Annotated in this window: 20 protein-coding genes and 1 tRNA gene; 14 read left to right on the top strand and 7 right to left on the bottom strand. The window is 68.4% G+C overall.

Annotated features, from left to right (window positions below):
• The first annotated feature begins 28 nt into the window (after window positions 1-28).
• The 3 genes from A2790_RS09775 (at window position 29) to dnaJ (ending at window position 4,038) form a co-directional block, all read left to right on the top strand.
• A complete protein-coding gene (locus A2790_RS09775) occupies window positions 29-553 on the top strand; it encodes a hypothetical protein (RefSeq protein ID WP_293390611.1) in 525 nt (174 codons plus the stop codon).
• 207 nt (window positions 554-760) lie between these two features.
• Window positions 761-2,671 carry a molecular chaperone DnaK gene (gene dnaK / locus A2790_RS09770; RefSeq protein WP_293390608.1) on the top strand — a complete coding sequence of 637 codons (1,911 nt, stop codon included), beginning with the start codon at window positions 761-763 and terminating at the stop codon, window positions 2,669-2,671.
• Window positions 2,672-2,874: 203 nt separating this feature from the next.
• Complete coding sequence (dnaJ, locus tag A2790_RS09765) at window positions 2,875-4,038, top strand: molecular chaperone DnaJ (protein ID WP_293390605.1); 1,164 nt, start codon at window positions 2,875-2,877, stop codon at window positions 4,036-4,038.
• A gap of 6 nt (window positions 4,039-4,044) precedes the next feature.
• Here the strand turns inward: dnaJ and A2790_RS09760 are convergent, their stop codons facing one another.
• Window positions 4,045-5,976: a PQQ-binding-like beta-propeller repeat protein gene (locus tag A2790_RS09760; RefSeq protein ID WP_293390602.1), complete on the bottom strand. Its 1,932-nt coding sequence runs from the start codon at window positions 5,974-5,976 to the stop codon at window positions 4,045-4,047.
• A gap of 124 nt (window positions 5,977-6,100) precedes the next feature.
• Between A2790_RS09760 and A2790_RS09755 the strand changes: the two genes are divergently transcribed.
• Window positions 6,101-6,177, top strand: a tRNA-Arg gene (locus A2790_RS09755).
• A 14-nt stretch (window positions 6,178-6,191) separates the two neighbouring features.
• On the opposite strand, the gene A2790_RS09750 is transcribed toward A2790_RS09755, so the two are convergent.
• Window positions 6,192-6,608 carry a DUF6766 family protein gene (locus A2790_RS09750; protein ID WP_293390600.1) on the bottom strand — a complete coding sequence of 139 codons (417 nt, stop codon included), beginning with the start codon at window positions 6,606-6,608 and terminating at the stop codon, window positions 6,192-6,194.
• Window positions 6,609-6,945: 337 nt separating this feature from the next.
• On the opposite strand from A2790_RS09750, the gene A2790_RS09745 reads away from it, so the two are divergent.
• The 4 genes from A2790_RS09745 to A2790_RS09730 all read left to right on the top strand — a co-directional run bounded on the left by A2790_RS09745 (window position 6,946) and on the right by A2790_RS09730 (window position 11,359).
• Entirely contained in the window at window positions 6,946-9,315 is a 2,370-nt protein-coding gene (locus A2790_RS09745) for a TonB-dependent receptor (RefSeq protein ID WP_293390597.1), read from the top strand.
• A gap of 63 nt (window positions 9,316-9,378) precedes the next feature.
• Complete coding sequence (locus A2790_RS09740; RefSeq protein ID WP_293390594.1) at window positions 9,379-10,092, top strand: HupE/UreJ family protein; 714 nt, start codon at window positions 9,379-9,381, stop codon at window positions 10,090-10,092.
• Complete coding sequence (locus A2790_RS09735) at window positions 10,089-10,754, top strand: hypothetical protein (RefSeq protein WP_293390592.1); 666 nt, start codon at window positions 10,089-10,091, stop codon at window positions 10,752-10,754. The genes A2790_RS09740 and A2790_RS09735 overlap by 4 nt, the downstream gene beginning before the upstream one ends.
• 68 nt (window positions 10,755-10,822) lie before the next feature.
• Window positions 10,823-11,359: a hypothetical protein gene (locus A2790_RS09730; RefSeq protein ID WP_293390590.1), complete on the top strand. Its 537-nt coding sequence runs from the start codon at window positions 10,823-10,825 to the stop codon at window positions 11,357-11,359.
• Here A2790_RS09730 and A2790_RS09725 read toward each other — a convergent pair whose 3' ends face one another.
• Complete coding sequence (locus tag A2790_RS09725) at window positions 11,360-11,887, bottom strand: hypothetical protein (protein ID WP_293390587.1); 528 nt, start codon at window positions 11,885-11,887, stop codon at window positions 11,360-11,362.
• Window positions 11,888-12,120: 233 nt separating this feature from the next.
• Here A2790_RS09725 and A2790_RS09720 point away from each other — a divergent pair, with 233 nt between their 5' ends.
• Window positions 12,121-13,503: a cystathionine beta-synthase gene (locus A2790_RS09720; RefSeq protein WP_293390585.1), complete on the top strand. Its 1,383-nt coding sequence runs from the start codon at window positions 12,121-12,123 to the stop codon at window positions 13,501-13,503.
• Window positions 13,500-14,672, top strand: coding sequence for a cystathionine gamma-synthase (locus A2790_RS09715; RefSeq protein WP_293390583.1), 1,173 nt, complete (start codon window positions 13,500-13,502; stop codon window positions 14,670-14,672). Before A2790_RS09720 ends, A2790_RS09715 begins: the two co-directional genes overlap by 4 nt.
• A gap of 61 nt (window positions 14,673-14,733) precedes the next feature.
• Here A2790_RS09715 and A2790_RS09710 read toward each other — a convergent pair whose 3' ends face one another.
• Entirely contained in the window at window positions 14,734-17,100 is a 2,367-nt protein-coding gene (locus tag A2790_RS09710) for a transketolase (RefSeq protein WP_293390580.1), read from the bottom strand.
• Window positions 17,101-17,332: 232 nt separating this feature from the next.
• Between A2790_RS09710 and A2790_RS09705 the strand changes: the two genes are divergently transcribed.
• Window positions 17,333-18,847, top strand: a complete 1,515-nt coding sequence (locus tag A2790_RS09705; RefSeq protein WP_293390577.1) for an MFS transporter — start codon at window positions 17,333-17,335, stop codon at window positions 18,845-18,847.
• On the opposite strand, the gene A2790_RS09700 is transcribed toward A2790_RS09705, so the two are convergent.
• Window positions 18,848-19,603, bottom strand: a complete 756-nt coding sequence (locus A2790_RS09700) for a hypothetical protein (protein ID WP_293390574.1) — start codon at window positions 19,601-19,603, stop codon at window positions 18,848-18,850.
• A 21-nt stretch (window positions 19,604-19,624) separates the two neighbouring features.
• Complete coding sequence (locus tag A2790_RS09695; protein ID WP_293390571.1) at window positions 19,625-19,996, bottom strand: VanZ family protein; 372 nt, start codon at window positions 19,994-19,996, stop codon at window positions 19,625-19,627.
• 73 nt (window positions 19,997-20,069) lie between these two features.
• On the opposite strand from A2790_RS09695, the gene A2790_RS09690 reads away from it, so the two are divergent.
• The 3 genes from A2790_RS09690 to A2790_RS09680 are packed head-to-tail and all read left to right on the top strand — an operon-like array spanning window position 20,070 to window position 21,808.
• On the top strand, window positions 20,070-20,729 hold the full coding sequence (locus A2790_RS09690) for an HAD-IA family hydrolase (protein ID WP_293390568.1): 660 nt from the start codon (window positions 20,070-20,072) through the stop codon (window positions 20,727-20,729).
• Entirely contained in the window at window positions 20,726-21,019 is a 294-nt protein-coding gene (locus tag A2790_RS09685; RefSeq protein ID WP_293390565.1) for a 4a-hydroxytetrahydrobiopterin dehydratase, read from the top strand. The genes A2790_RS09690 and A2790_RS09685 overlap by 4 nt, the downstream gene beginning before the upstream one ends.
• 12 nt (window positions 21,020-21,031) lie before the next feature.
• Window positions 21,032-21,808 (top strand): SDR family oxidoreductase, encoded by a 777-nt coding sequence (locus A2790_RS09680; protein WP_293390562.1) that lies wholly within the window; start codon window positions 21,032-21,034, stop codon window positions 21,806-21,808.
• Here A2790_RS09680 and A2790_RS09675 read toward each other — a convergent pair whose 3' ends face one another.
• On the bottom strand, window positions 21,809-22,207 hold the full coding sequence (locus tag A2790_RS09675) for a hypothetical protein (RefSeq protein ID WP_068876414.1): 399 nt from the start codon (window positions 22,205-22,207) through the stop codon (window positions 21,809-21,811). It lies immediately after the preceding gene.
• Between the last annotated feature and the right edge of the window lie 37 nt (window positions 22,208-22,244).

Below are 22,244 nucleotides of genomic sequence, written 5' to 3'. Positions count from 1 at the left end.
GCGGTGTCCTTGGCTGGGGAATTGCGGGATGCTCGCCACGGAACCGAGAGCCCCGCCCCGCGTCAACCGCATGATGAGCACCGGCCGTACGAAACCGTTCCGTCTTCGGCGCCTCACCGCCGGCGAGCGCACCCTCGCGGCCGAGATGTTCGGCGCGGCGCTGGATACGGACCGGGTCCGCGTGCTGGCGGTCCCTTTCTGGAGCCGGGCTTTCGTCGCGGGTCCCAGCCTGGTGGTGTGGCCCGCCGCGACGCTTCCGCCGGACTTCTCCGCCCCGGGCGTCCCGCTCGGGCTTCAGGGGGTGTTCGTGCACGAACTGACCCACGTCTGGCAGGCCCAGAACGGGATTTCGCTGATTTTGGCAAAGATCAAGGCGGGCGACAGCGCCGCCGCCTATGCCTACGACCTTGCGGGCGACCGGGAGTTCGCGGCGATGAACATCGAGCAGCAGGCCATGGTGGTGGAGCACGCCTTCCTCGCCTCGCGGGGCGACCAGACGCCGCATCCGGCCGAGCTCTACGCCGCGGTCAGCGTCCACTGGAGGCAAAGCTGAGTCATGTCCCTGATCGTATTGGGGGCTTTCACACTTGCAGCCCCCGCAATTTCCCCCATATCGGCACTCGACGCTGGTCACCGCAAACCTAACGACGGTGACCGGACGGGAGACATAATCGAACCGGGGGCGTCGCAATCCCGCGGGCGCTTCATTAGAAGGCCCCACCGCGACGTTCGCCAAGCAAGGAGCGAGTAGACCTAGGCTATGAGCAAGATCATCGGCATCGACCTCGGCACGACCAACTCGTGCGTGGCCATCATGGACGGCAAGACGCCGAAAGTGATCGAGAACGCCGAAGGCGCGCGGACCACCCCTTCGGTGGTGGCCTTCATGGACGACGGCGAGAAGCTGGTGGGCCAGCCCGCCAAGCGTCAGGCCGTCACCAATCCGACCAACACCCTCTTTGCGATCAAGCGGCTGATCGGCCGCAACTTCTCCGACCCGATGGTCGAGAAGGACAAGGGCATGGTGCCCTATGAGATCGTCAAGGGCGGCAACGGCGACGCCTGGGTCCGCGCCCATGGGAAGGACTATTCCCCGCAGCAGGTGTCGGCCTTCATCCTTCAGAAGATGAAGGAAGCGGCCGAGCAGCACCTCGGCGAGAAGGTCGAAAAGGCGGTGATCACCGTCCCGGCCTACTTCAACGACGCCCAGCGCCAGGCCACCAAGGACGCCGGCAAGATCGCCGGCCTGGAAGTGCTGCGCATCATCAACGAGCCGACGGCCGCCGCGCTGGCCTACGGGCTCGAGAAGAACGACGGCAAGAAGATCGCGGTCTACGACCTGGGCGGCGGCACCTTCGACGTCTCGATCCTGGAGATCGGCGACGGCGTCTTCGAGGTGAAGTCGACCAACGGCGACACCTTCCTGGGCGGCGAGGACTTCGACCTGCGGATCGTCGACTATCTGGCTGACGAGTTCAAAAAGGAACAGGGCGTCGACCTGCGCAAGGACAAGCTCGCCCTGCAGCGCCTGAAGGAAGAGGCTGAAAAGGCCAAGAAGGAACTCTCCAGCGTCACCCAGTACGAGGTGAACCTGCCCTTCATCAGCATGAACGCGTCCGGCCCGCTGCACCTGAACGTGAAGCTGTCGCGCGCCAAGCTGGAAGCCCTGGTCGAGGACCTGATCAAGAAGACGGTCGGCCCCTGCGAGCAGGCGCTGAAGGATGCGGGCCTGAAGAAGTCCGACATCGACGAGGTGATCCTGGTCGGCGGCATGACCCGCATGCCCAAGGTCGTCGAGACCGTGAAGGAGTTCTTCGGCCGTGAGCCCCACAAAGGCGTGAACCCGGACGAGGTCGTGGCCCTGGGCGCCGCGGTCCAGGCCGGCGTGCTGGGCGGCGAGGTCAAGGACGTCCTGCTGCTGGACGTCACGCCGCTGACCCTGGGCATCGAGACCCTGGGTGGCGTGTTCACCCCGCTGATCGAGCGCAACACGACGATCCCGACCAAGCGGTCCCAGACCTTCTCGACCGCGGACGACAACCAGTCGGCCGTGACGATCCGGGTCTTCCAGGGCGAACGCCCGATGGCGGCCGACAACAAGATGCTGGGCCAGTTCGACCTGGTCGGCATCCCGCCGGCGCCGCGCGGCGTGCCGCAGGTCGAGGTGACCTTCGACATCGACGCCAACGGCATCGTGAACGTCTCGGCCCGCGACAAGGCTACCTCCAAGGAGCAGTCGATCCGCATCCAGGCCAATGGCGGCCTCTCCGACGCGGACATCGACGCCATGGTCAAGGAAGCCGAGTCCAACAAGGCCGACGACGAGAAGCGCAAGGCGGCGGTCGAGGCCAAGAACCAGGCCGACGCGATCATCCATTCGTCCGAGAAGGCCCTCGCCGAGCACGGCGACAAGGTCTCCGAGGCCGAGCGGACCGCCATTCAGACGGCGCTGGACGACCTGAAGGGGTCGCTGGAGTCGGGTGATGCGGAAGCGATCTCGGCGAAGACCCAGACCCTCATCCAGGCTTCGATGAAGCTTGGCGAGGCGATGTACAAGTCCCAGCAGGGCGACGCCGACGGCGCCTCGGCGTCGGACACGGGCGCCGCCTCGGACGACGTCGTCGACGCCGAATTCGAGGAAGTCGACGGCGACGGCAAGAAGTCGGCGTGACAACGCGCCCCATGGTTCCGGAGAACGTGAAATGCGATCACGGACCATGGGGACGTCGCCGCCGCCTTCGCGGGACGCAAGCGCCGAAAAGCGCTGTATCTTTGAAGGGATACCCCCCGGTCACTCGGCTGTGTTAAGCCTTGCAGACGGCCGGGGGGCCACCCACCTCAACTCACAACAGTTTCAGAGCTTCTGACGTTTCCATGCGGGACTATTACGAGATCCTGGGCGTCGAGCGCGGTTGCGACGAGAACGCGCTGAAGGCCGCCTTCCGCAAGCAGGCGATGGAGCACCATCCCGACCGCAATGGCGGCTGCGAGGAGGCGTCCGGCCGCTTCAAGGAAGTCAACGAGGCCTATTCCGTCCTCAGCGATCCGCAGAAGCGCGCGGCCTACGACCGCTTCGGCCATGCCGGCGTCAACGGCCAAGGCGGGTTCGGCGGCGGCAACGGCCAGTTCCACGACGTGCACGACATCTTCAACGAGGTGTTTGGCGACGTCTTCGGCGACATGTTCGGCGGCCGGGGCGGCCAGCGGCAGCGCGGCGGGCCCGCGCGCGGGTCGGACCTGCGCTACGACCTGGAGATCACCCTCGAGCAGGCCTATGCGGGCGCCGAGGTCGAGATCACCATTCCGATCACCATGGCCTGCGAGACCTGCGAGGGCTCGGGCGCCAAGCCCGGCACCGCGCCGACCCAGTGCACCACCTGCCATGGCGCCGGCCGCGTGCGGGCGAGCCAGGGCTTCTTCTCCATCGAACGCGCCTGCCCCCGATGCGGCGGCTCGGGCCAGATGGTCATGGACCCCTGCACGGACTGCCGGGGCGCCGGGCACGTGCGCAAGCAGAAGACCCTGGCCGTGCGCATCCCGGCGGGCGTCGACGACGGTGCGCGCATCCGGCTCGCCGGCGAGGGCGATGCGGGCCAGCGCGGCGGACCGCGCGGCGACCTCTACATCTTCGTCTCCGTGGCGCCGCACGAGCTCTTCGAGCGCGACGGCCTCGACCTGCTCTGCACGGTGCCGGTGCCGATGTGCGTCGCGGCCCTCGGCGGCGAGATCGAGGCGCCTTGCCTGCTGGGCGGCGAAACGTGCGACGGCGCCTGCAAGATCGAGGTCAAGGTCCCGGAAGGCGCCCAGACCGGCAAGACGGTGCGCGTAAAGGGCCGCGGCATGCCCTCGCTCCGCTCGCGCGAGCGCGGCGACCTGGTGGTCGAGCTGTTCGTCGAGACGCCCACCAAGCTGACGGCCCGCCAGAAGGAGCTGATGCGCGAGCTCGCCGACATCTGCAGCGAGCAGCAGCATCCCAAGGCCGCCGGCTTCCTGGGCAAGGCCAAGAAGTTCTGGAGCGCGGCCGCCGGGCAGGCGTAGCGTCGCCTACTTCTTCGGCCGGTACGCCACGAGCACATTGCCCGCCTGCTGCCCGAAGCTCGCGTAGCCCGAGCCGATGAACAGCAGGCCGCCGCCCGCGAACGGGCCTGCCGCATCGATCGACCCACCCGCACCGGCCACCTTGTTCACGCCCTGGAACGGGACCGCCGTGTCGTGCGTCGCCAGGAGCTTGCCGCTGGCCGCTTCGAACACATAGACGCGCCCGTCCAGCCCCCCGACCACGACGGCGCCGTCGATCACGACGGGCGGCGCCGAGATTCCGAACTTGCCCGCACAGCTGGGGACCCGGGCTTGGCGGCCGTTTGCGCAGTCAGGCGTCGCCTTCCACGACCAGGCGACCTTCCCCGTCGCCGCGTCCACGGCGTAGAGCCCCGCGGCATTATCTTTCTCCGGCACGTTCGGGTCGGCGATGGGCACGTAGACCCTCTTCTCATCGGCGGCGATGCCCCAGTGGACGCCGCCCAGCGCCGTGCCCTTGCCGAACTGCGTGTGCCAGACCTTCCGGCCCTGGGTGTCGAGGGCCCAGACGTCGCCCGATTTCTGCCCGCCCAGGATCAGGGTCTTGCCTCGCCCGCGCCAGATCACCGGGCCGCCGCCGAAGTCGTGGTCGCGCAGTACGCTGCCTTCAGCGGCGAAGAAGCAGTTCGGGCCCGGCGGCCGCCCGCCGGTCGGCGAGCCGATGGGGCACGACATGTTCCACACGTCGTTCTCCAGGGCCTGGAATACCCACTTCTGCCTGCCCGTCGCCAGGTCGATGGCGACCATGGCGTCGCTGGTGTTCGTCGCGGGCGGCGAGGTGTTCTCGCCGGTCGAGGCGTAGACGACGCCGGCCTTCAGATCCACCGACGGGCTAGACCAGATCGGCGCGCCGGAGGGGCCATAGGTTTCGACCCCTTGCGAGGTCTTGCGGCCCAGCGGCTTGGCGTCGGGCATGGTGTGCCAGGTCCACAGGACCTTGCCGTCGGCGGCGTTCAGCAGCGCCACGGCCCCGTGCGCCTTGCAGCATTCGAAGGTCGGCCGCATGGAGTTGGCCACGTCGATCGCCGAGATCGGCACGACGATCTTGTCGCCCGCGAAGATCGGCGAGCCCGAGAGCGGCACCGTCTTGTCGTGCCGGGGATCGACCTTCCAGGCGACCTTGCCCGTCTTGGCCTCGAAGGCGATCAGCTGGCCCAGCCCATCCCCCCCGACCACGGCCCAGGGTCCGTCCTTGCCCAGCCGGCCGTAGGCGAGACTGGCGCGCACGCCGCCTGGCGTCGCCCACTTCACGCAGCCGGTCTGGGTGTCCAGCGCCACGACATAGCCGGCCTGCCCGGCCGGATAGAAGAGGGTGTCGCCCACGACCACGCCCTGGCCGCGCAGGCCGGAGGTCCGGGGCATGACGAAGGACCACGCCACCTCCAGCTTGGCGAGGTCGCGGGTGTTGAGCCCGGCCTGGGCCGCGCTCATCCGGCGGGTGTTGTCCGTATCGACCCCGAAGCCCACCTGCGCCGGCCGCGCCGTCAGGTTCACCGCCTGGCGGTCGGCGGGGCAGCGGTTGTCGTCGATCCACCCGGTCCCCTGCGGGCCCTCGGGCGCGGCCAGGTAGCTCACCACGTCGCGGATCTGCCGCCGGTCCATGCCATCGCCGATCGGCTTCATGACGCCGGTGGTCAGGGCTGCCGTCAGCGTCTGGGCGCTCATCTTGCGCAGCGAGGCCACGGCGGCTGCCCGGCTGCCCGCCTCGGGCGCGCTGTGGCAGCCCGCGCAGAACTGGTCGTAGACGGCCTTGCCGGGGTGCTCGACGACGTCCGTGGCCTGCGCCTGGGCGAGGTTCGCGACGCCAATCCCGGTCAGGGCCGTCGCGACGGTCAGCGCGCCCACGCTTGCGAATGGCTTCCAGACGCCCATGAGTTTCCCCCAAAACATACCGGTCATTCGACCGCATTCTGAGGGCGGAAGCTACTCCTGGCGCGCTCCGGGCGAATTGCCCCGCTGAAATCCGACGCGAGCGGTTTGCGGCGGCGCGCCCTTTCGGCTAGAGACACCCTCCGCTGAAGACGCACCCGTAGCTCAGCTGGATAGAGCGTTGCCCTCCGAAGGCAAAGGTCACACGTTCGAATCGTGTCGGGTGCGCCACTCCTCCCTATCCTCTAGCCGCCCTTGCCTTCCGGGTAGACGGCGTCGTGAGCGTGCGGCTGGGCGTGCCCGTGGGTGCGGAGGTAGCGTTCGTCTAGTTCCGCGATGATCTGCTCGCCGCGCTCCTTGCCCACCAGCGTCAGCAGCGCGTCGATCTTCGCCTCCGTCCGGTCGTCGTTCTCCTTGGAGGAGGGCGACCCGACGTAGAGGAAGTAGGCCAGGCCCACGACCTGCCAGAGCAGTTGCAGGAACTCCGACTGCCAATTCTCGAAGGTGTCGCGTCCCATCTCCATCAGGTAGGGACCGAGCTGTGCGACTTCGCCGTGCGCCTTCTGTTCGTCGACGAAGGCGAACCAGCCGAACAGCCAGTGCAGCAGGAACGACCCGAGGAAGAACCCGGCGGTCAGCCAGGCATAGGCATAGCGCTTCATCGAAGATCCTCCGTTCTGGTGCGCGCAACACCACCGGGCGAAGCCGGTTCCGCGGTTGACGGGCGCACCGCGGCGTATCCCCAGTGCTCCCGCCGAGAAGAGGGCCGCCTTCGAGCGGAAGGTTACCGCTGGCGGCGTCGACCGGCGGTCCTGGGTGGGGGCCCTGAAGGACCTCTCCACCGAAGCGGGGCTGCCCCAGGCCTGTTGCCCGGCCGCAACAACTCGCCCCACAAGCGTGGCCACTCGCGCAAGCCGGCTGCCATTACGACGTTTTTTTGACTACGCCTGCGCCACAAACAGGCAGCGACACAAGCTGCAGTTGCGGAAGGACGTCGTCATGAATAACCGGAAGTTTGCATTGAGCGTGCGCGCCAGCGCCCTCGCCCTCCTGATTGGCCTGCCCGCCGGTCAAGCCGTGGGCGCCGAGGCCGAGACCGAGGTGCAGGAACTGGTCGTCACCGCGCGGAAGCGGGACGAGCAACTGATCGACGTGCCGTTCTCGGTGGCCGCCCAGAGCGAAGCCGTGATGCGCAGCCGCGGCATCACCAACGTGGAAGAGCTGTCGCGCACCGTGGCGAGCTTCTCGGTCCAGAACCTCGGCCCCGGCCAGAGCCAGGTCGCCATCCGCGGCATCTCCGCCGGCCAGATCGTTCGCGACCAGCCGGGCGTGAAGGAACAGGTGGGCGTCTACCTGGACGAATCCGTGATCTCGATGTCGCTGTTCACGCCGGACCTCGACCTGTTCGACCTGAACCGGGTTGAGGTGCTGCGCGGTCCCCAGGGCACGCTGTTCGGATCCGGCTCGCTCTCGGGCACGGTCCGCTACATCACCAATCAGCCGGACCTCGGCGCGTTCTCGGGCACGATCGAGGCGACCGCGTCGACGGTCACCGGCGGCTCGACGGGGGGCAACCTCAAGGGCTCGGTGAACATGCCGCTGAGCGAGCAGGCGGCGCTTCGCCTGACCGCCTATGTGGAGAAGTTCCCGGGCTTCATCGACGCCGTCCAGCCCGACGGCAGCGTGGACAAGGACGTCAACGACGGCGAGCGCTACGGCTTCCGCGCCGCCCTGCTGTTCAAGCCGACCGAGAACCTGTCGATCACCCCGCGGGTGCTCTACCAAAAGATCGACGTCGACGGATTCAACCGCGTCGACATCTTCAACATCCTCGGCAACGAGTTCACCACCACCCGCCCGCGCGTGCAGTTGGGCGGCACCAAGCAGTTCACCCAGCTCAAGGAGAAGTTCGAGGACGAGTTCCTGCTGGGCGACCTGACCGTCCAGTACGACATGGGCGACCTGCGCTTCACCTCGGTGACCAGCTACAGCGACCGCGACGTCCTGGTCTTGCGTGACGCCGGCGCCCTGACGAGCTCGATCACGGGCGGGTCCATCGGCCTGCCCCCGGCGGTCTACACGATCGACTCGCCGCTGTCGGACACCACCGACGCCAAGACCTTCACCCAGGAGGCCCGCGTCGCCTCGACCGGCGAAGGCCCGCTGCAGTGGGTGCTGGGCGCGTTCTACTCGCACATCGACCGCGACTACGCGCAGGACCTGTTCGTGCAGGGCTTCAGCGCCGCCAGCGGCATCCCCAGCGCCAGCGACGTGGCGCCCACGGACCACCTCTACTTCTCGACCGTGCCCTACAAGCAGAAGCAGTTCGCGGTCTTCGGGGAAGCGACTTTCTCGGTCACCGACCGGCTGGACATCACCGGCGGCCTGCGCTGGGCGGACTACAAGGAAACCCGCACCCTCACCTTCGACGGGATCTTCGCCGACAAGACCATCGCGGTGCCCGGCAAGACCAAGGCCGACGCCTTCGCGCCCCGCGTGATCGTGGCCTATGAGGCGACGGACGACGTCACCTTCAACGCCCAGGTGTCGAAGGGCTTCCGGCTGGGCGGGATCAACGACCCGCTGAACCGCCCGCTCTGCACTCCGGCCGACTTCGCCACCTTCGACGCGCTCTCCTCGCCGAGCTTCAAGAACGAGACGGTGTGGAACTACGAGGCCGGCATGAAGGCCCGCCTGGGCGGCGGCCGCGGCTCGCTGACGCTGGCCGGCTTCTACGCCGACATCAATAACCTGCAGGCCACCATCGACGCCGGTTCGTGCTCGTCGCGGATCATCGCCAATGTGAAGAGCGCCAAGTCGGTCGGCTTCGACGCCGAGTTCGCCTATCGCATCACGGACAACTTCGATATCGCGGCGACGGCCTCCTACAACGACGCCGAACTCACCTCGAGCCTGAACGACGCCGCCGGCAATCCCATCCAGGGCCTGCGCGACGGCAATCGCCTGCCCACCGTGCCCAAGTTCCAGGGCTCGGTCAGCGTGGGCTACGAGCGCGAGATGGCCTCCGGCCTGGACGTGTTCTCGAACCTGACGTGGCAGCACGTCGGGAAGCGCTACACCCAGGTCTCCGACCAGGAGAACAACCCCCGCACCGTGGCGCTCTTCCCGAACGTGGGCGCGACCACCGCCACCTCGCTGATCTTCCCGCTGGAGCTGCCGTCCTACGACGTGCTGAACCTGCGGATCGGCGTGCGCGGCGAGGGCTGGGAGGCGGCGGCCTTCGTCAACAACCTGGGCGACGAGCGCGCCAAGCTCTCCATCGACCGCGAGCGCGGCCTGCGCGCCCGCTACGGCTTCCTGACCAACCCGCCGCGCACCTACGGCGCCACGGTCCGCAAGTCGTTCTAAGGCTTGGGCGGGGCGAGGCGGAAACGCCTCGCCCCGTTCTCGAACGTGCGGTATCCCCGGGGCATGGGGAGAGGCCTGTCCGCAACACGCGCCGCCGCCGCGGCCCTCGGCCTGCTGGCGCTGGGATGGGCCGGCGCCGCCTTGGCTCACAATATCGGCGGGACCGACGCAGCCTTCGTGGCGGCCACCCGGGGCCCCGACCCGATCCCCTTCATGTACCTCGGCGCCAAGCACATGGTGACCGGCTACGACCACCTCCTGTTCCTGGTCGGGGTGATCTTCTTCCTGTGCCGGCTTTCGCAGGTGGCGCTCTACGTCAGCCTGTTCTCGCTGGGTCATTCCATCACCCTGCTGGCCGGGGTGTTCTTCGACATCCACGCCGATCCCCACCTTGTGGACGCGGTGATCGGCCTTTCGGTGGCCTACAAGGCGTTCGAGAACCTGGGCGGCTTTCGCATCGTGTTCGGCGTCCAGCCCGACCCGCGGGCGGCGGTGCTGGGCTTCGGCCTCATCCACGGCTTCGGCCTGGCCACCAAGCTGCAGGCCCTGAACCTCAATCCCGAGGGCCTGCTGGCCAACCTCATCGCGTTCAACGTCGGGGTCGAGATCGGACAGTTCCTGGCGCTGGCCTTGATCCTCGCCGCCATGTCCCTGTGGCGCCGCACGTCGATGTTTGGGTCCACGGCGGCCGGCGCGAACGTGATGCTGATGCTGGCTGGCTTCGTTCTCGCCGGACACCAGCTGGCAGGCTACATCTTTGGCGGAGCGGCCTCATGAGCGAACCCAACCGATCTTCGCCGCCGAACGCCCCGATGCGCCGGGGCCGGTTGGTTGCCGCGACCCTGGGCAGCCTGGCCCTCGCAGCGCTGATCGTGCTCGGCGCGATCCTGCCGGCCGAATTCAACCGCGACCCCCTGGGCCTGGGGCGGCTGTCTGGCCTGTCGCGCCTGTGGGCGCCCGAGGATCGGTTGGTGGGCGGCGAGGCCGCCGGCGTGGCGAGGGCCCGCGAGTACGACGCTCCGTTCCGCACCGACGTGATCGAGATCCCGCTGGGCGACTTCCTGGCGGGCGCCGACCGGTCCGAGCTTGAGTACAAGGTGCGGATGAGGAAGGACGCCACGCTGATCTATTCGTGGGAGGTCGTCGGGACGGACGAGCCGCGCGATTTCCACTTCGACCAGCACGGCCACACGACACCGAAGCCGGGGGAGGCGATGACCGTCGCCACCCACCGGCAGGCCTTCGGCCTCAAGCAGCACGGAGCCCTGACGGCGCCGTTCGACGGCATCCAGGGCTGGCAGTTCTCGAACTCCAGCGAGAAGCCCGTGGTGGTGAAGCTGCGCCTCGCCGGCTTCTACGAACTGATCCCGCCCGGCCAGGCGGGCAACGAGGCGGGCGTCATCGCCAATGTGCCGGCCGACCGGGCCCGCCCGCGATAGGCGCCCGACGGCTCTGCAATACGTTCGCCGCAATTGCAGGGCTGAGTGGCGGCGAAGGAGACCAGCGTATGCGTATCCGCCCTGCCCTGCTCGCGGCCTTGATCGCCGCGCCGGCCATTGTCGCCGCTCCGGCCTGGGCGCAAGAGACCGACGCGCGGGAAGCCGACGCGCCGGTAGCCACCGCCTCCCAGGCGCCGCCGCCCATGAGCACCGCCGAGCAGATCGACGCCTTCATCAAGAGCTCGTCCCTGCCGGACCCGCGTCGTGACGAGGCCCTGGACGGCGTCGTGGCCAGCGACGACCGCAGGCCACACGGTGAAGTGGGCGTGGCGGTCGGCACCGGCGGCTACCGCAGCGTCTACGGCCGCACCGACATCCCGGTGGGCGAGAACGGGCGGGTCAGCTTGGCCTTCGAGGACACCCGGAACGGCTACAGCTATGGCGGCTACGGTCGCGACTGGTACGGCGGCCCCTATGGCGGCGGGCTGGGCCTGGGTGGCCTGGAGCGCCAGCGATGCGACCTGGAATCGATGAGTCCCGCCCGGCCTCTGGACGCCACGGGCGGGCCGAACGGCCGCTGCGTGCGAGCCACGCCGGGCTGGTGACTACTTCGCCTTTGCGTCCGGGATCGGGGGCAGGGGATCGCCCTCGGCCGGCCCGTTGGCCTTGAGTTCGGGCTGGACGATGAACTGTTCGTGGCAGGCGACGCAGACCTCGTAGAGCCGGCCCCCCTCGTCGAACACCGCCTGCTTGTCGTGCCTCTCGGCCGCGGCGCGGGCGATCAGGGCCCGCTCGCTCAGCATCTGGGCGTACTTGTTCCAGTCGGCCTCCGGCGCCCGTGTGCGGCCGGGCAGCTGCATGATGTTCCCGGCTTCGACCAGCATGGTCGCCCCGGTGACCAGCACGTCCCAGCCCTCGTCGGTGGTGGGCGACAGGTCGCGCTCTCCCGCCTCGGTGATCTCCGTGCCGGAGCCCTTCCAGTACATGAAGGCGGCCGGGTCCACGAAGTGGCCCATGAACTCGGTCATCGGCACGCTGTTGTTGAACTTGGCTCCGCCGGTGGCCGCATCGGTCTTGGGTTGGCAGGCGCTCAAAAGGGCGGCGCTGGCCGCAAGGACGAGGAAGCGTTTCAAGGGGCCGGACTCCTGGTGTCGTCTGCAGAATGCAGGCCGCGACCTTAACCGCCGCTTGCCGGGTCACCACCGTACGGAACCGTTACATTGCCGCGGGACGGCGCGGCCTGCGGGCGTCGCAGCTAGACTGTTCTTGCCGTCGGGGATGGAAACTCGGGTCGAGCGTTTCCCTTTTTGTACATCGTGCGCAATATGCGCCCACCGATCTCCCTGACTCGATCCGGATGCCGCCTTTGACCGACCAGCCTTTGCCGCCGCCCGCGGCCACCGCCCTCGACCTGATCGGCCGCACGCCGATGCTGGAGCTGACGGGCTTCGACACCGGGCCGTGCCGCCTGTTCGTGAAGCTGGAGAGCGCCAATCCCGGCGGCTCGATCAAGGACCGCGTCGCCCGCTCGATGATCGAGGCGGCCGAGAAGGACGGATCGCTGAGGCCCGGCGGCACGATCGTCGAGGCGACGGCCGGCAACACCGGCCTGGGCCTGGCTCAGGTGGGCCTGCTGAAGGGCTACAAGCTGCTGCTCGTGGTGCCCGACAAGATGGCGCGGGAGAAGATCCAGCACCTGCGCGCCATGGGCGTCGACGTGCGCATCACCCGATCGGACGTCGGCAAAGGTCATCCCGAGTACTACCAGGACATGGCCAAAGCGATCGCCGCCAAGCTGAACGACGCCGTCTACATCAACCAGTTCTCGAACCCCGCGAACCCCAAGGCGCACGAGACAACCACCGGCCCGGAGATCCTGGAGCAGATGGAGGGCGACGTTGACGCCGTCGTGGTGGGGGTGGGGTCCGGCGGCACGCTGACGGGCCTGGGCCGCTTCTTCGCCAAGGCCTCGCCGAAGACAAAGATGGTGCTGGCCGACCCGGTGGGTTCGATCCTGGCGCCGCTGATCGAGCGCGGGGAGAAGGTCGAACCCGGCGCCTGGGTCGTCGAAGGCATCGGCGAGGACTTCATCCCCGACAACTGCGACCTGGACCTGGTGGCCAAGGCCTATGAGATCTCCGATACGGAGAGCATCGCCACGGCCCGCCTGCTGTTGACCAAGGCCGGCATCCTGGGCGGCTCGTCGTCCGGCACCCTGCTGGCGGGCGCCCTGCGCTACTGCCGCGACCAGACCGAGCCCAAGCGCGTGGTGACGCTCGTCTGCGATACGGGCTCGCGCTACCTCTCCAAGGTCTACAACGACAGCTGGGTCGCCGAGCAGGGGCTGGTCGACCGGCAGCTTCACGGCGACCTGCGCGACCTGATCGCGCGCACGCCGGGCGATGCGGTCACGGTGGGCCCGGGCGACACCCTGCTCACCGCCTATAACCGCATGCGTCAGGCCGACGTCAGCCAGTTGCCGGTGATCGACGATGGCCGCCTGATCGGCCTTATCGACGAGAGCGACCTCCTGGAGGCCGTCGAGGATCGCCGCCAGGACGCCCGCTTCCGCCAGCCGGTCTCGACGGCCATGACCGCGAAGCTGCACACCCTGCAGGCCGGCGAGCAGCTGGACTCGCTGCTTCCGATCTTCGAGCGTGACGAGGTGGCGATCGTGATGGAGGGCAAGGAGTTCCTCGGCCTCATCACACGCATCGACCTGATCAACTATCTGAGGAAAGCCGCTTGAGCTCCGACCCCCATGGCAGGAACCGCCTGGATTTCGCCACCCGCGCCATCCACGGCGGTCAGGAGCACGATCCGACCACCGGGGCGGTGATGCCCCCGATCTACGCAACCTCGACCTATGCGCAGTCGAGCCCCGGCGTTCACACGGGCTTCGAATATTCGCGCAGCCAGAACCCCACCCGCTTCGCCCTGGAGCGCGGCCTGGCGGACCTGGAAAGCGGGACCAAGGGCTATGCCTTCGCCTCGGGCCTGGCGGCCATCGCCACCCTGCTGGAGGCGTTCGATGCGGGCGACCACATCATCGCCAGCGAGGACCTTTACGGCGGCTCGTTCCGGCTGTTCGACAAGGTGCGGCGCCGGTCTTCGGGGCTGGAATTCAGCTTCGTGGACCTGGCCGACGTGAGCGCCATCGAGGCGGCGATCACGCCCCGGACGCGCATGGTCTGGGTGGAGACGCCCACCAACCCCCTCCTGCGCCTGGCGGACCTCGAAGCCATCGCGGCCCTGTGCAAGCGCCGCGGCCTGATCGCCGCAGCGGATAACACCTTCGCCAGTCCGTACGTCCAGCGGCCGCTGGAATTCGGCTTCGACGCGGTGATGCATTCCACCACCAAGTACATCGGCGGCCATTCGGACGTGGTCGGCGGGGCGCTGGTGGTGGGCGAGAACGCCGAGCTGCGGGACCAGATCACCTTCCTGCAGAACGCCATCGGCTCGGTGGCTTCGCCGTTCGACAGCTTCCTGACCCTGCGCGGCATGAAGACCCTGGCGCTCCGCATGCAGCGGCATTGCGAGAACGGCCAGGCGATCGCCGAATGGCTTGAGGCGCGGAGCGACGTGGCCAAGGTCATCTACCCCGGCCTGCCGAGCCATCCGCAGCATGACCTGGCCAAGCGCCAGATGTCCGGCTTCGGCGGCATGATCACCGCCGTGCTGGACCGCGACCTGGAGGGGACGAAGCGGATGCTGGAGCGGACCGAGCTGTTCACCCTCGCCGAGAGCCTGGGCGGCGTGGAGAGCCTGATCGAGCATCCGGCGATCATGACCCACGCCTCAATCCCGGCCGAGACGCGCGAGCGGATCGGCATCTCCGACGGGCTGATCCGGCTCAGTGTCGGCGTTGAGAACGTCGACGACCTGATCGCGGACCTGGAACGGGCGCTGACCTGATCGGCCATGATTCCATATATGTGGAAGAAAGCGCCATATATGTGGTGCGGCCGACTACATATCAGAGAAACAGGTCGGCCGCGGCTTCGAGGATAGCGTCCACGTCCAGGCGGTAGTGGCGATAGAGGTCGGGCAGGTCGCCCACCTGGCCGAAGCTGTCGAGGCCCAGCGAGCTGACCCTCTGGCCCCGGACGCCGCCCAACCAGGACAGCGTCGCGGGCGAGGCGTCGACCACGGTGACGAGGCCCGCGCCCGGTCCGAGCTGCGAAAGCAGGGCCTCGGCATGACTTTGGCGGCGGCCCTCGGCTTGCCAGCGGCTGCGGCGGCAGGACATCCAGTCGCGGTGCAGGAGGCCGGGCGAGACCACGTTCAGCACCCCCAGGCCCGGGATGTCGTCCGCCAGCTCCTCGGCCGCCGCCAGCACCTCCGGCGCCACGGCGCCGCAGAACACGATGGCCGCCTCCGCGCCGGACCCGGGAGCCTTCAGCCAGTAGGCGCCCTTCAGCGCATCCTCTCGCCAGGCGTCGTCTGCCCGCGCCACCTGGGTGAGCTGACGGGTGGTCAGGCGCAGATAGACCGAGCCGCCGTCCTCGGCCTGCATGTGCTGGAACGACCAGCGCATAACCTCGGCCAGCTCGTCGACGAAGGCGGGCTCGAAATAGGTCAGCCCCGGCTGGCCGATGCCGATCAGCGGCGTGTAGATCGACTGGTGCGCCCCGCCTTCCGGGCCCAGGGTCAGGCCGCTGGGCGTGGCGACCAGCATGAACCGGGCGTCCTGGTAGCAGGCGTAGTTCAGGGCATCGAGGCCCCGGCTGATGAAGGGATCGTAGACCGTCCCGATCGGCAGCAGCCGCTCGCCGAAGAGCGGCGCCGAGAGGCCGAAGGCGGCCAGGTTCAGGAACAGGTTGTGCTCGGCGATGCCCAGTTCCACGTGCTGGCCGGCCGTCTTGCCCGCCCATTTCTGCGGGGAGGGAATCTTGGCGTCGCGGAACACGTCGGCCGTCTCGCGCCGGCGGAACAGGCCGCGCTGGTTCACGAAGCCGCCAAGGTTGGTGGAGACGGTCACGTCGGGCGAGGTGGTGACGATCCGGTCGGCCAGCGGATGGCCGCTCTTGGCGAGGTCCAGCAGGATCCGTCCGAATGCCTGTTGCGTGGACTGTTCGGCGCCGTCCGGACTGGGGAACTCGGCGCGGCTCGGCACCGGCACCGGCTCGGCCGCGAAGCGGCGTGTGGCCGGCTGGGCGAAAGGCGCGGCGGCGACGAACGCCTGCACCTCCGCAGCCGCCTCCGGCGTCAGCCCGGCCAGCGGCTCCCACTCCTGGCCCTCCGTCACCCCCATGGATTGGCGCAGGGCCTCGACCTGCGCCGGCGTCATCAGGCCGGCATGGTTGTCCTTGTGGCCCTGCAGCGGTAGGCCGAAGCCCTTGACCGTGTAGGCGATGAACAGGGTCGGCGTGTCGTCCTGCGCCGCGTCGAAGGCTTCGGTCAGGGTCTCGATGCAATGGCCGCCCAGGCCGATCATCAGCTGGTGCAGGGCCTCGTCGTCGAAACTCTCCAGCAGGGCACGCACCCCCGCCTGGCGGCCGATGTCGGCCATCAGCCGCGCGCGCCAGGCCGATCCGCCCTGATAGGTGAGGGCCGCGAAGTCCGCATTGGGACAGCTCTCGATCCAGGCCTGGAGCGCCTTGCCCCCCGGCCGGGCGAAGGCGCGCATCTGGGCCTTGCCCCACTTCAGCGTCACCACCCGCCAACCGGCGGTCTCGAAGATGTCGTCGAAGCGGTCGAACATCCGATCGGCCGTGGTGGCGTCGAGGCTTTGCCGGTTGTAGTCCACGATCCACCAGCAGTTCCGGATGTCGTGCTTGTAGGCCTCGATCAGGCACTCGTAGATGTTGCCCTCGTCCAGTTCGGCGTCGCCCAGGGTGGCGACGAAACGGCCCCCCTGCCCCGGCTTCAGCAGCCCGTGGCCCTTCAGATAGTCCTGCATCAGCGAGGCGAAGGCGGTGATCGCCACACCCAGGCCGACCGAACCGGTGGAGAAGTCGACGTCGTCCTTGTCCTTGGTGCGCGAGGGATATGACTGGGCGCCGCCGAAGCTGCGGAAGTCCTCGAGCTGCTGCCGGCTCTGGCGGCCCATCAGGTATTGCGCGGCGTGGAACACCGGGCTGGCGTGCGGCTTCACCGCCACCCGATCCTCCGGGCGCAGGGCGTGGAAGTAGAGCGCCGTCATGATGGTGGTCATCGAGGCGCAGGACGCCTGGTGGCCGCCCACCTTCAGCCCGTCGCGGCTCGCGCGCAGGTGATTGGCGTTGTGGATCGTCCAGGTGGCGAGCCAGCGCAGCCGCTCGTCGATGCGCTTCAGCAGCTCGACCTCGCGCTCGGCGCCGCGATTGTGACCGGTGGGGGCGGCGGGTCGGGTCTGGGGCATGGAAAGCGCGGCCGTCCGTCGTTCGTGGAAAGGAACTTGCGCCACATCCAGATCTCGGGGCGCATCATCATCGCCAGTAGCAGACTTCAGGGTCGAATGTGAGGGCCTTGCGCCGACCGGTGACGGGGGCGTCATGTTTCGAAGACCGGGTACGCAGCGATTGACGATGCCGCCACGTTAGGGTTCGCTGGTCCGGAACGCGCCTTCAGAGCGCGGCGGAGGACCAAAGCGCATGACCCAGGCCGCGCCGGCGACGACCGACCGTCTTTCGCTGAAGACGAAGCTGGGCTTCGGGCTCGGCGGAGCGGCCGAGACCGTCGCCCTCTATTCGGTCTCCAGCTTCGCGCTTCTCTTCTACAGTCAGGTCAAGGGCGTCGACGCCCATCTTGTTGGCCTGGCGATCTCCATCAGCCTGATCCTCGACGCCTTCTCCGACCCGATCATCGGGTCGCTATCGGATCGGACCCATTCCCGGTGGGGGCGGCGCCACCCCTATCTGTTCGCCTCTGCCATTCCAGTCGGGTTATCCGTCTGGGCGATCTTCAGCCCCCCCGCCGGCCTCAGCGAGATGGGCATGGTCATCTGGCTGGGTGTGGCGGTCGTCCTGATGCGCCAAGCGATGACGTTCTTCTACGTGCCGCATCTGGCGCTGGGGGGCGAGCTGTCCGGCCACTACACCGAACGCTCGAAGGTCATGGCCTACTACAGCTTCTTCAACTGGGCTGGCGGGTCGCTGACCACCATCCTGGCGCTCCGCCTCTTCTTCCCGACGACGCCGGAGTTCCCGCGCGGTCTGCTCAACCCCGTTCCCTGGTCCGCCTATGCCGTGACGATCGGGATCATCACCACGGTCGCATTGACCGCGTCCGCCTGGCTCACCCGGGACCGGATCCCCTTCCTGCCCAAGCCGGCGCCGGACACGCCGAAGTTCAGCGTCCTCGAGTTTGGCCGCGACCTCGGTAAGGCGCTCTCCAACATCAATTACGTCTGGCTTCTGGCGGCCTATTTCTTCGTGGCCTTGATGATCGGCCTGCGCGAAGGACTGCGCCTCTACGCCGCCACCTTCTACTGGGACCTGAGCAGTGAGACCTTGAGCTGGTTCGTACTCGGCAGCCTCGCCGGTTACCTGACCGCCTTCGTCTTCGCGCCGCGGCTGCACGGCCGGATCGACAAGAAGCGCACGATCATCTACGCGGCCCTGGCCTATTCCCTCGTGCCGCCGATCCCGCTGGTCCTCGGCATGATGGGCATCCTTTCGCCCTCCACGCCCGGTCTGGCGCCGCTCCTGATCGCCTTCGCTGCGGTGCAGTACGGCGCCATCAGCATTCTCCAGATCAGCGTCATGTCCGCCCTTGCAGACATCGCGGACCAGAACGAGCTGAAGTTCGGCGTGCGTCAGGAGGGGGTCCTCTACGCCACCCGCACAATGGCCGGTAAGATCGACCTGGCCGTCGGGACCGCCGTCGCGGGCGTGGTCATCACCCTCATCCAGTTGCCCAAGACCGCCAAGAGCGCCGCCGATGTGCCGCCCGACGTGCTGTTCAACCTGGCGCTCTGGGACAGCGTGATGGCCGCCATCCCGGGCCTGATCGCGGTGGGCTTCTACTCGCTCTACGGCATCAACCGCCAGAGCTACGAGGCGACCCGGGCCGCGCTCATGGAGAAGCGGGCTGCGCTCCAGACGGCGGCGCCGCCCGAGCCGCCGCCCAAGGGGGGACTGGCGCCCTCGCCTGTCCCCGCCGAGTGATCAGCCGCCGCGCAGCGCCTGCATGAGGCTGCCGGTATAGGCCGCGTGGCCGACGTGGGTCAGGCGGGCCTCGAAATCGGCCCAGATCTCGCCGCCCAGGTCGCGCCAGCGGCGGCAGAAGGCGTAGTCTTCCGAGAGGTATTGGCCTGTTTCGGGCTCGATCATGGTGTCGAACACCATCACGGCCTCGGGCGCCTGGTTGTCGGCCATATCGCCCATCTTGGCGCGCAGCTCGGGGTGGGCGTCGACGATCCGCTGCATCGCCCCGCGGCTGATCATCAGGAAGCCGGTGCCGCCATAGGCGACGCGCGCAAACCCGTCGTTGACCTCGACGCTTTTGTCCGGCGTCGGCAGGAAGCGGACGACGTAGCCGATGCCCGCCGCCTGCAGGTCGGACGCCCCGGCCTTCGCGGCGGTGCGCACCTTCTCCCAGTCGATCTTCTTCAGCGGACAGACCGCCGCGATCACGTCCTTGTCGGCGTCCAGCAGCCGGAAGACGTTCTCGGGCCGGAAGCCGATGTCGGCGTCGATGTAGAGGATGTGGGTGGCTTGCGGGTGGCTCAGGAACTGGGCCGCCAGGCGCGAGCGGCCACGGGTGATCAGGGCCTCGCCGCCCATCATGTCCACGTGCAGCCCGACCCCGCGCTCGCGGCAGGCCTCCTGGAGTTTCAGCAGCGAGCTGACGAAGTGGAGAGTGAGCTGGCCGCCGTAGCAGGGCACGGCGAGATAGATGTACGGCTGGGGCGCGTCGGACATGACCCCCTCATAGAGGCCGCGTCAGGCGGCGTCGATGATCCGCGGCGCGAGGCGGCGGAGCACCAGCCAGGCGACGCAGGCCAAGGCTACGCCGATGGCGTCGGCCAGCAGGTCCTTCGGGTCGCCGTGACGCCCGAACGGCATTGCCGCCTGCAGCACCTCGATCACCACGCCGTAGGCCAGGGCGAACGCCGGAATCGCCAACCGCCGCCGGGGGGCCAGCACGAAGCCGCTCAAGGTCAGGACGAACCAGGCGGCCATGTGCTCGAACCGGTCGCCCGTGCCCGGGTCCGGCAGGTCCTGAGACGGGGTCACGCAGAGGACGAGGAGGATGAGGGCGGCCAGGGCGTACAGCCCGAGCCGGACGCGCCTGGGAAACCGGGACGGAAGCATCGGCCCTTACTTGCACGTCCGCCGCCCGCTCTCTAGCGTCCGGCCGCTCAAGAATTGGCTGAGGAACGGTGCAGTGGCGGTCGAGGCGGTGATCTGGGACTTCGGGGGGGTGTTCACCACCTCGCCCTTCGAGGCGTTCAACCGCATGGAGGCCGAGCGGGGCCTGCCCAAGGACCTGGTCCGGCGCGTGAACTCGACGAACCCCGACAGCAACGCCTGGGCCCTGTTCGAACGCAACGAGATCGATGCGGCGCGCTTCGACACCCTGTTCCTCGAGGAATCCACGGCCCTGGGCCATCCCCTCCGCGGCGCGGACGTGCTGCCGCTCCTGAACGGCCAGCTTCGGCCGCGGATGGTGGCGGCGCTCCAGGCGTGCAAGCAGCGCTTCAAGGTGGGTTGCATCACCAACAACGTGGTCTCGATGCACAGCCCCGGCCAGGACACCACCCAGCGTTCCGCCGGCGCCATGGCCCAGGTGATGCCGCTGTTCGACGCCATCATCGAGAGCTCGAAGGCCGGCGTCCGCAAGCCGGACCCGAAGATCTACCTGATGATGTGCGACCTCCTGGCCGTGAAGCCCGAGGCCTGCGTCTACCTCGACGACCTGGGCATCAACTGCAAGCCGGCGGCCGGCCTGGGCATGACCGCGATCAAGGTGGTCGACGTGGACCAGACCCTGGCCGAGCTGTCCGCCGCCACGGGTCTGGCCTTCGGTGCGGAGCAACCGGCGTGACGCGGCCGACGAAGATCGGGGCGACTGCGGCGCTGGCCCGGCTGGACGGCTGGGCGAAGGTTGAGGGCGACCGCGACGCGATCCGGAAGACCTATCGGTTCGACGACTTCAACCAGGCGTTCGGCTTCATGACCCGCGTGGCCCTGATGGCCGACAAGCTCGACCACCACCCCGAATGGTTCAACGTCTACAACCGCGTGGACGTGCTGCTGGCCACTCACGACGTGGATGGGGTGAGCGAGCTGGACGTCAAGATGGCCGCCTTCATGGACGAGGCGGCGAAGGCGTAAGGGAAAAAGAACATGGCGGGACGCGTCGCGGGCAAGAAGGCCTTCATCACCGGCGGGGCGCAGGGGCTGGGCGCCGCCTTCGCCCGCAAGCTGGCGTCGGAGGGCGCCAAGGTGTCGGTGGCCGACATCAATGCCGAGGGCGCAAAGGCCGTGGCCGCGGCGATCGACGCCGAGTTCGGGGCCGGCACGGCCTTCGCCTTCCCGCTGGACGTCACCAAGGAAGAACAGTGGATCTTCGCGCTGGAAGAGGCCGACGAGGCCATGGGCGGCATCAGCGTCCTGGTGAACAACGCCGGCATCAGCCGGGGCGGCAATATCGAGGAGCTGAGCTACGAGGACTGGAAGCTCGTGATGAGCGTGAACGTGGACTCGGTGTTCCTCGGGACCAAGCACGCGCTGAAGTACCTACGCCAGAACCAGCCTGGGTCGATCATCAACATCTCCTCGATCGCCGGCGTCATCGCGGGCCACAACACGCCCGTCTACAACGCCTCCAAGGCGGCGGTCTGGCTGCTCTCCAAGGGGATCGGCCTGCACTGCGCCAAGCAGGGGCTCAACGTCCGCTCGAATTCGATCCATCCGACCTTCATCGACACGCCGATCCTGGATCCGCTGCGCCAGCGGTTCGGCAAGGAGGAGGCGGAGGCCAAGCTCGCGCGCCAGGTGCCGCTGGGCCGCATCGGCCAGCCCGAGGACATCGCCAACGCGGTGCTCTACCTGGCCTCGGACGAGAGCGGCTTCATGACCGGCGCCGAGCTTCGCCTGGACGGCGGCATCAGCGCGATGTGATCAATTGACGACGATGGCGCCCAGCAGGACGCGGGCGCCGGGCCGGCCCAGGATGGCGTCGGTCTGCCGCTGCAGGGCCTGGCCGATGTAGTCGGCGCTCGGCGGGACGCCGGGGCCGAGGCCGGCGGCGTAGGATTGGATGGTCTGGACATAGGCGGCCCGCAGCCGCGGCGTGGACTGCTCCACCCGCGTGCGCAGGGCCTCGTCCGGCACGTCGAGGCCGCAATCCACCGACAGCACGCCGCGTCGGCCGCTGGCGCGCAGGGTGGTGCCGAGCAGGGGCTGGACCGGCACGTATGAGCCGCCGCCCGACTTCTTCTTCTCGCCCCCGCTGGACGCGCGCGCGGCCGCCGGAAGGGCGGCGAGGGCGGCAAGGCTGAGGAACAGGCGGCGATCCATGGCCTCGGATATCGCCGATCATGGTTAGCGGTCTCTT

Origin of the sequence: Phenylobacterium sp. RIFCSPHIGHO2_01_FULL_69_31, assembly GCF_001824475.1 — a bacterium.
Lineage (GTDB): Bacteria > Pseudomonadota > Alphaproteobacteria > Caulobacterales > Caulobacteraceae > Phenylobacterium.
The sequence above is the reverse complement of the archived record's forward strand: the minus strand, read 5'-3'. Positions and strand labels throughout refer to the sequence as shown.

Excerpts from the sequence above, each read along its gene's own strand:
- A2790_RS09775 (WP_293390611.1), top strand. The coding sequence starts at position 29 with ATGCTCGCCACGGAACCGAGAGCCCCGCCCCGCGTCAACCGCATGATG.
- dnaK (WP_293390608.1), top strand. The coding sequence starts at position 761 with ATGAGCAAGATCATCGGCATCGACCTCGGCACGACCAACTCGTGCGTG.
- dnaJ (WP_293390605.1), top strand. The coding sequence starts at position 2,875 with ATGCGGGACTATTACGAGATCCTGGGCGTCGAGCGCGGTTGCGACGAG.
- A2790_RS09760 (WP_293390602.1), bottom strand. The coding sequence starts at position 5,976 with ATGACCGGTATGTTTTGGGGGAAACTCATGGGCGTCTGGAAGCCATTC.
- A2790_RS09750 (WP_293390600.1), bottom strand. The coding sequence starts at position 6,608 with ATGAAGCGCTATGCCTATGCCTGGCTGACCGCCGGGTTCTTCCTCGGG.
- A2790_RS09745 (WP_293390597.1), top strand. The coding sequence starts at position 6,946 with ATGAATAACCGGAAGTTTGCATTGAGCGTGCGCGCCAGCGCCCTCGCC.
- A2790_RS09740 (WP_293390594.1), top strand. The coding sequence starts at position 9,379 with ATGGGGAGAGGCCTGTCCGCAACACGCGCCGCCGCCGCGGCCCTCGGC.
- A2790_RS09735 (WP_293390592.1), top strand. The coding sequence starts at position 10,089 with ATGAGCGAACCCAACCGATCTTCGCCGCCGAACGCCCCGATGCGCCGG.
- A2790_RS09730 (WP_293390590.1), top strand. The coding sequence starts at position 10,823 with ATGCGTATCCGCCCTGCCCTGCTCGCGGCCTTGATCGCCGCGCCGGCC.
- A2790_RS09710 (WP_293390580.1), bottom strand. The coding sequence starts at position 17,100 with ATGCCCCAGACCCGACCCGCCGCCCCCACCGGTCACAATCGCGGCGCC.
- A2790_RS09705 (WP_293390577.1), top strand. The coding sequence starts at position 17,333 with ATGACCCAGGCCGCGCCGGCGACGACCGACCGTCTTTCGCTGAAGACG.
- A2790_RS09700 (WP_293390574.1), bottom strand. The coding sequence starts at position 19,603 with ATGTCCGACGCGCCCCAGCCGTACATCTATCTCGCCGTGCCCTGCTAC.
- A2790_RS09695 (WP_293390571.1), bottom strand. The coding sequence starts at position 19,996 with ATGCTTCCGTCCCGGTTTCCCAGGCGCGTCCGGCTCGGGCTGTACGCC.
- A2790_RS09680 (WP_293390562.1), top strand. The coding sequence starts at position 21,032 with ATGGCGGGACGCGTCGCGGGCAAGAAGGCCTTCATCACCGGCGGGGCG.
- A2790_RS09675 (WP_068876414.1), bottom strand. The coding sequence starts at position 22,207 with ATGGATCGCCGCCTGTTCCTCAGCCTTGCCGCCCTCGCCGCCCTTCCG.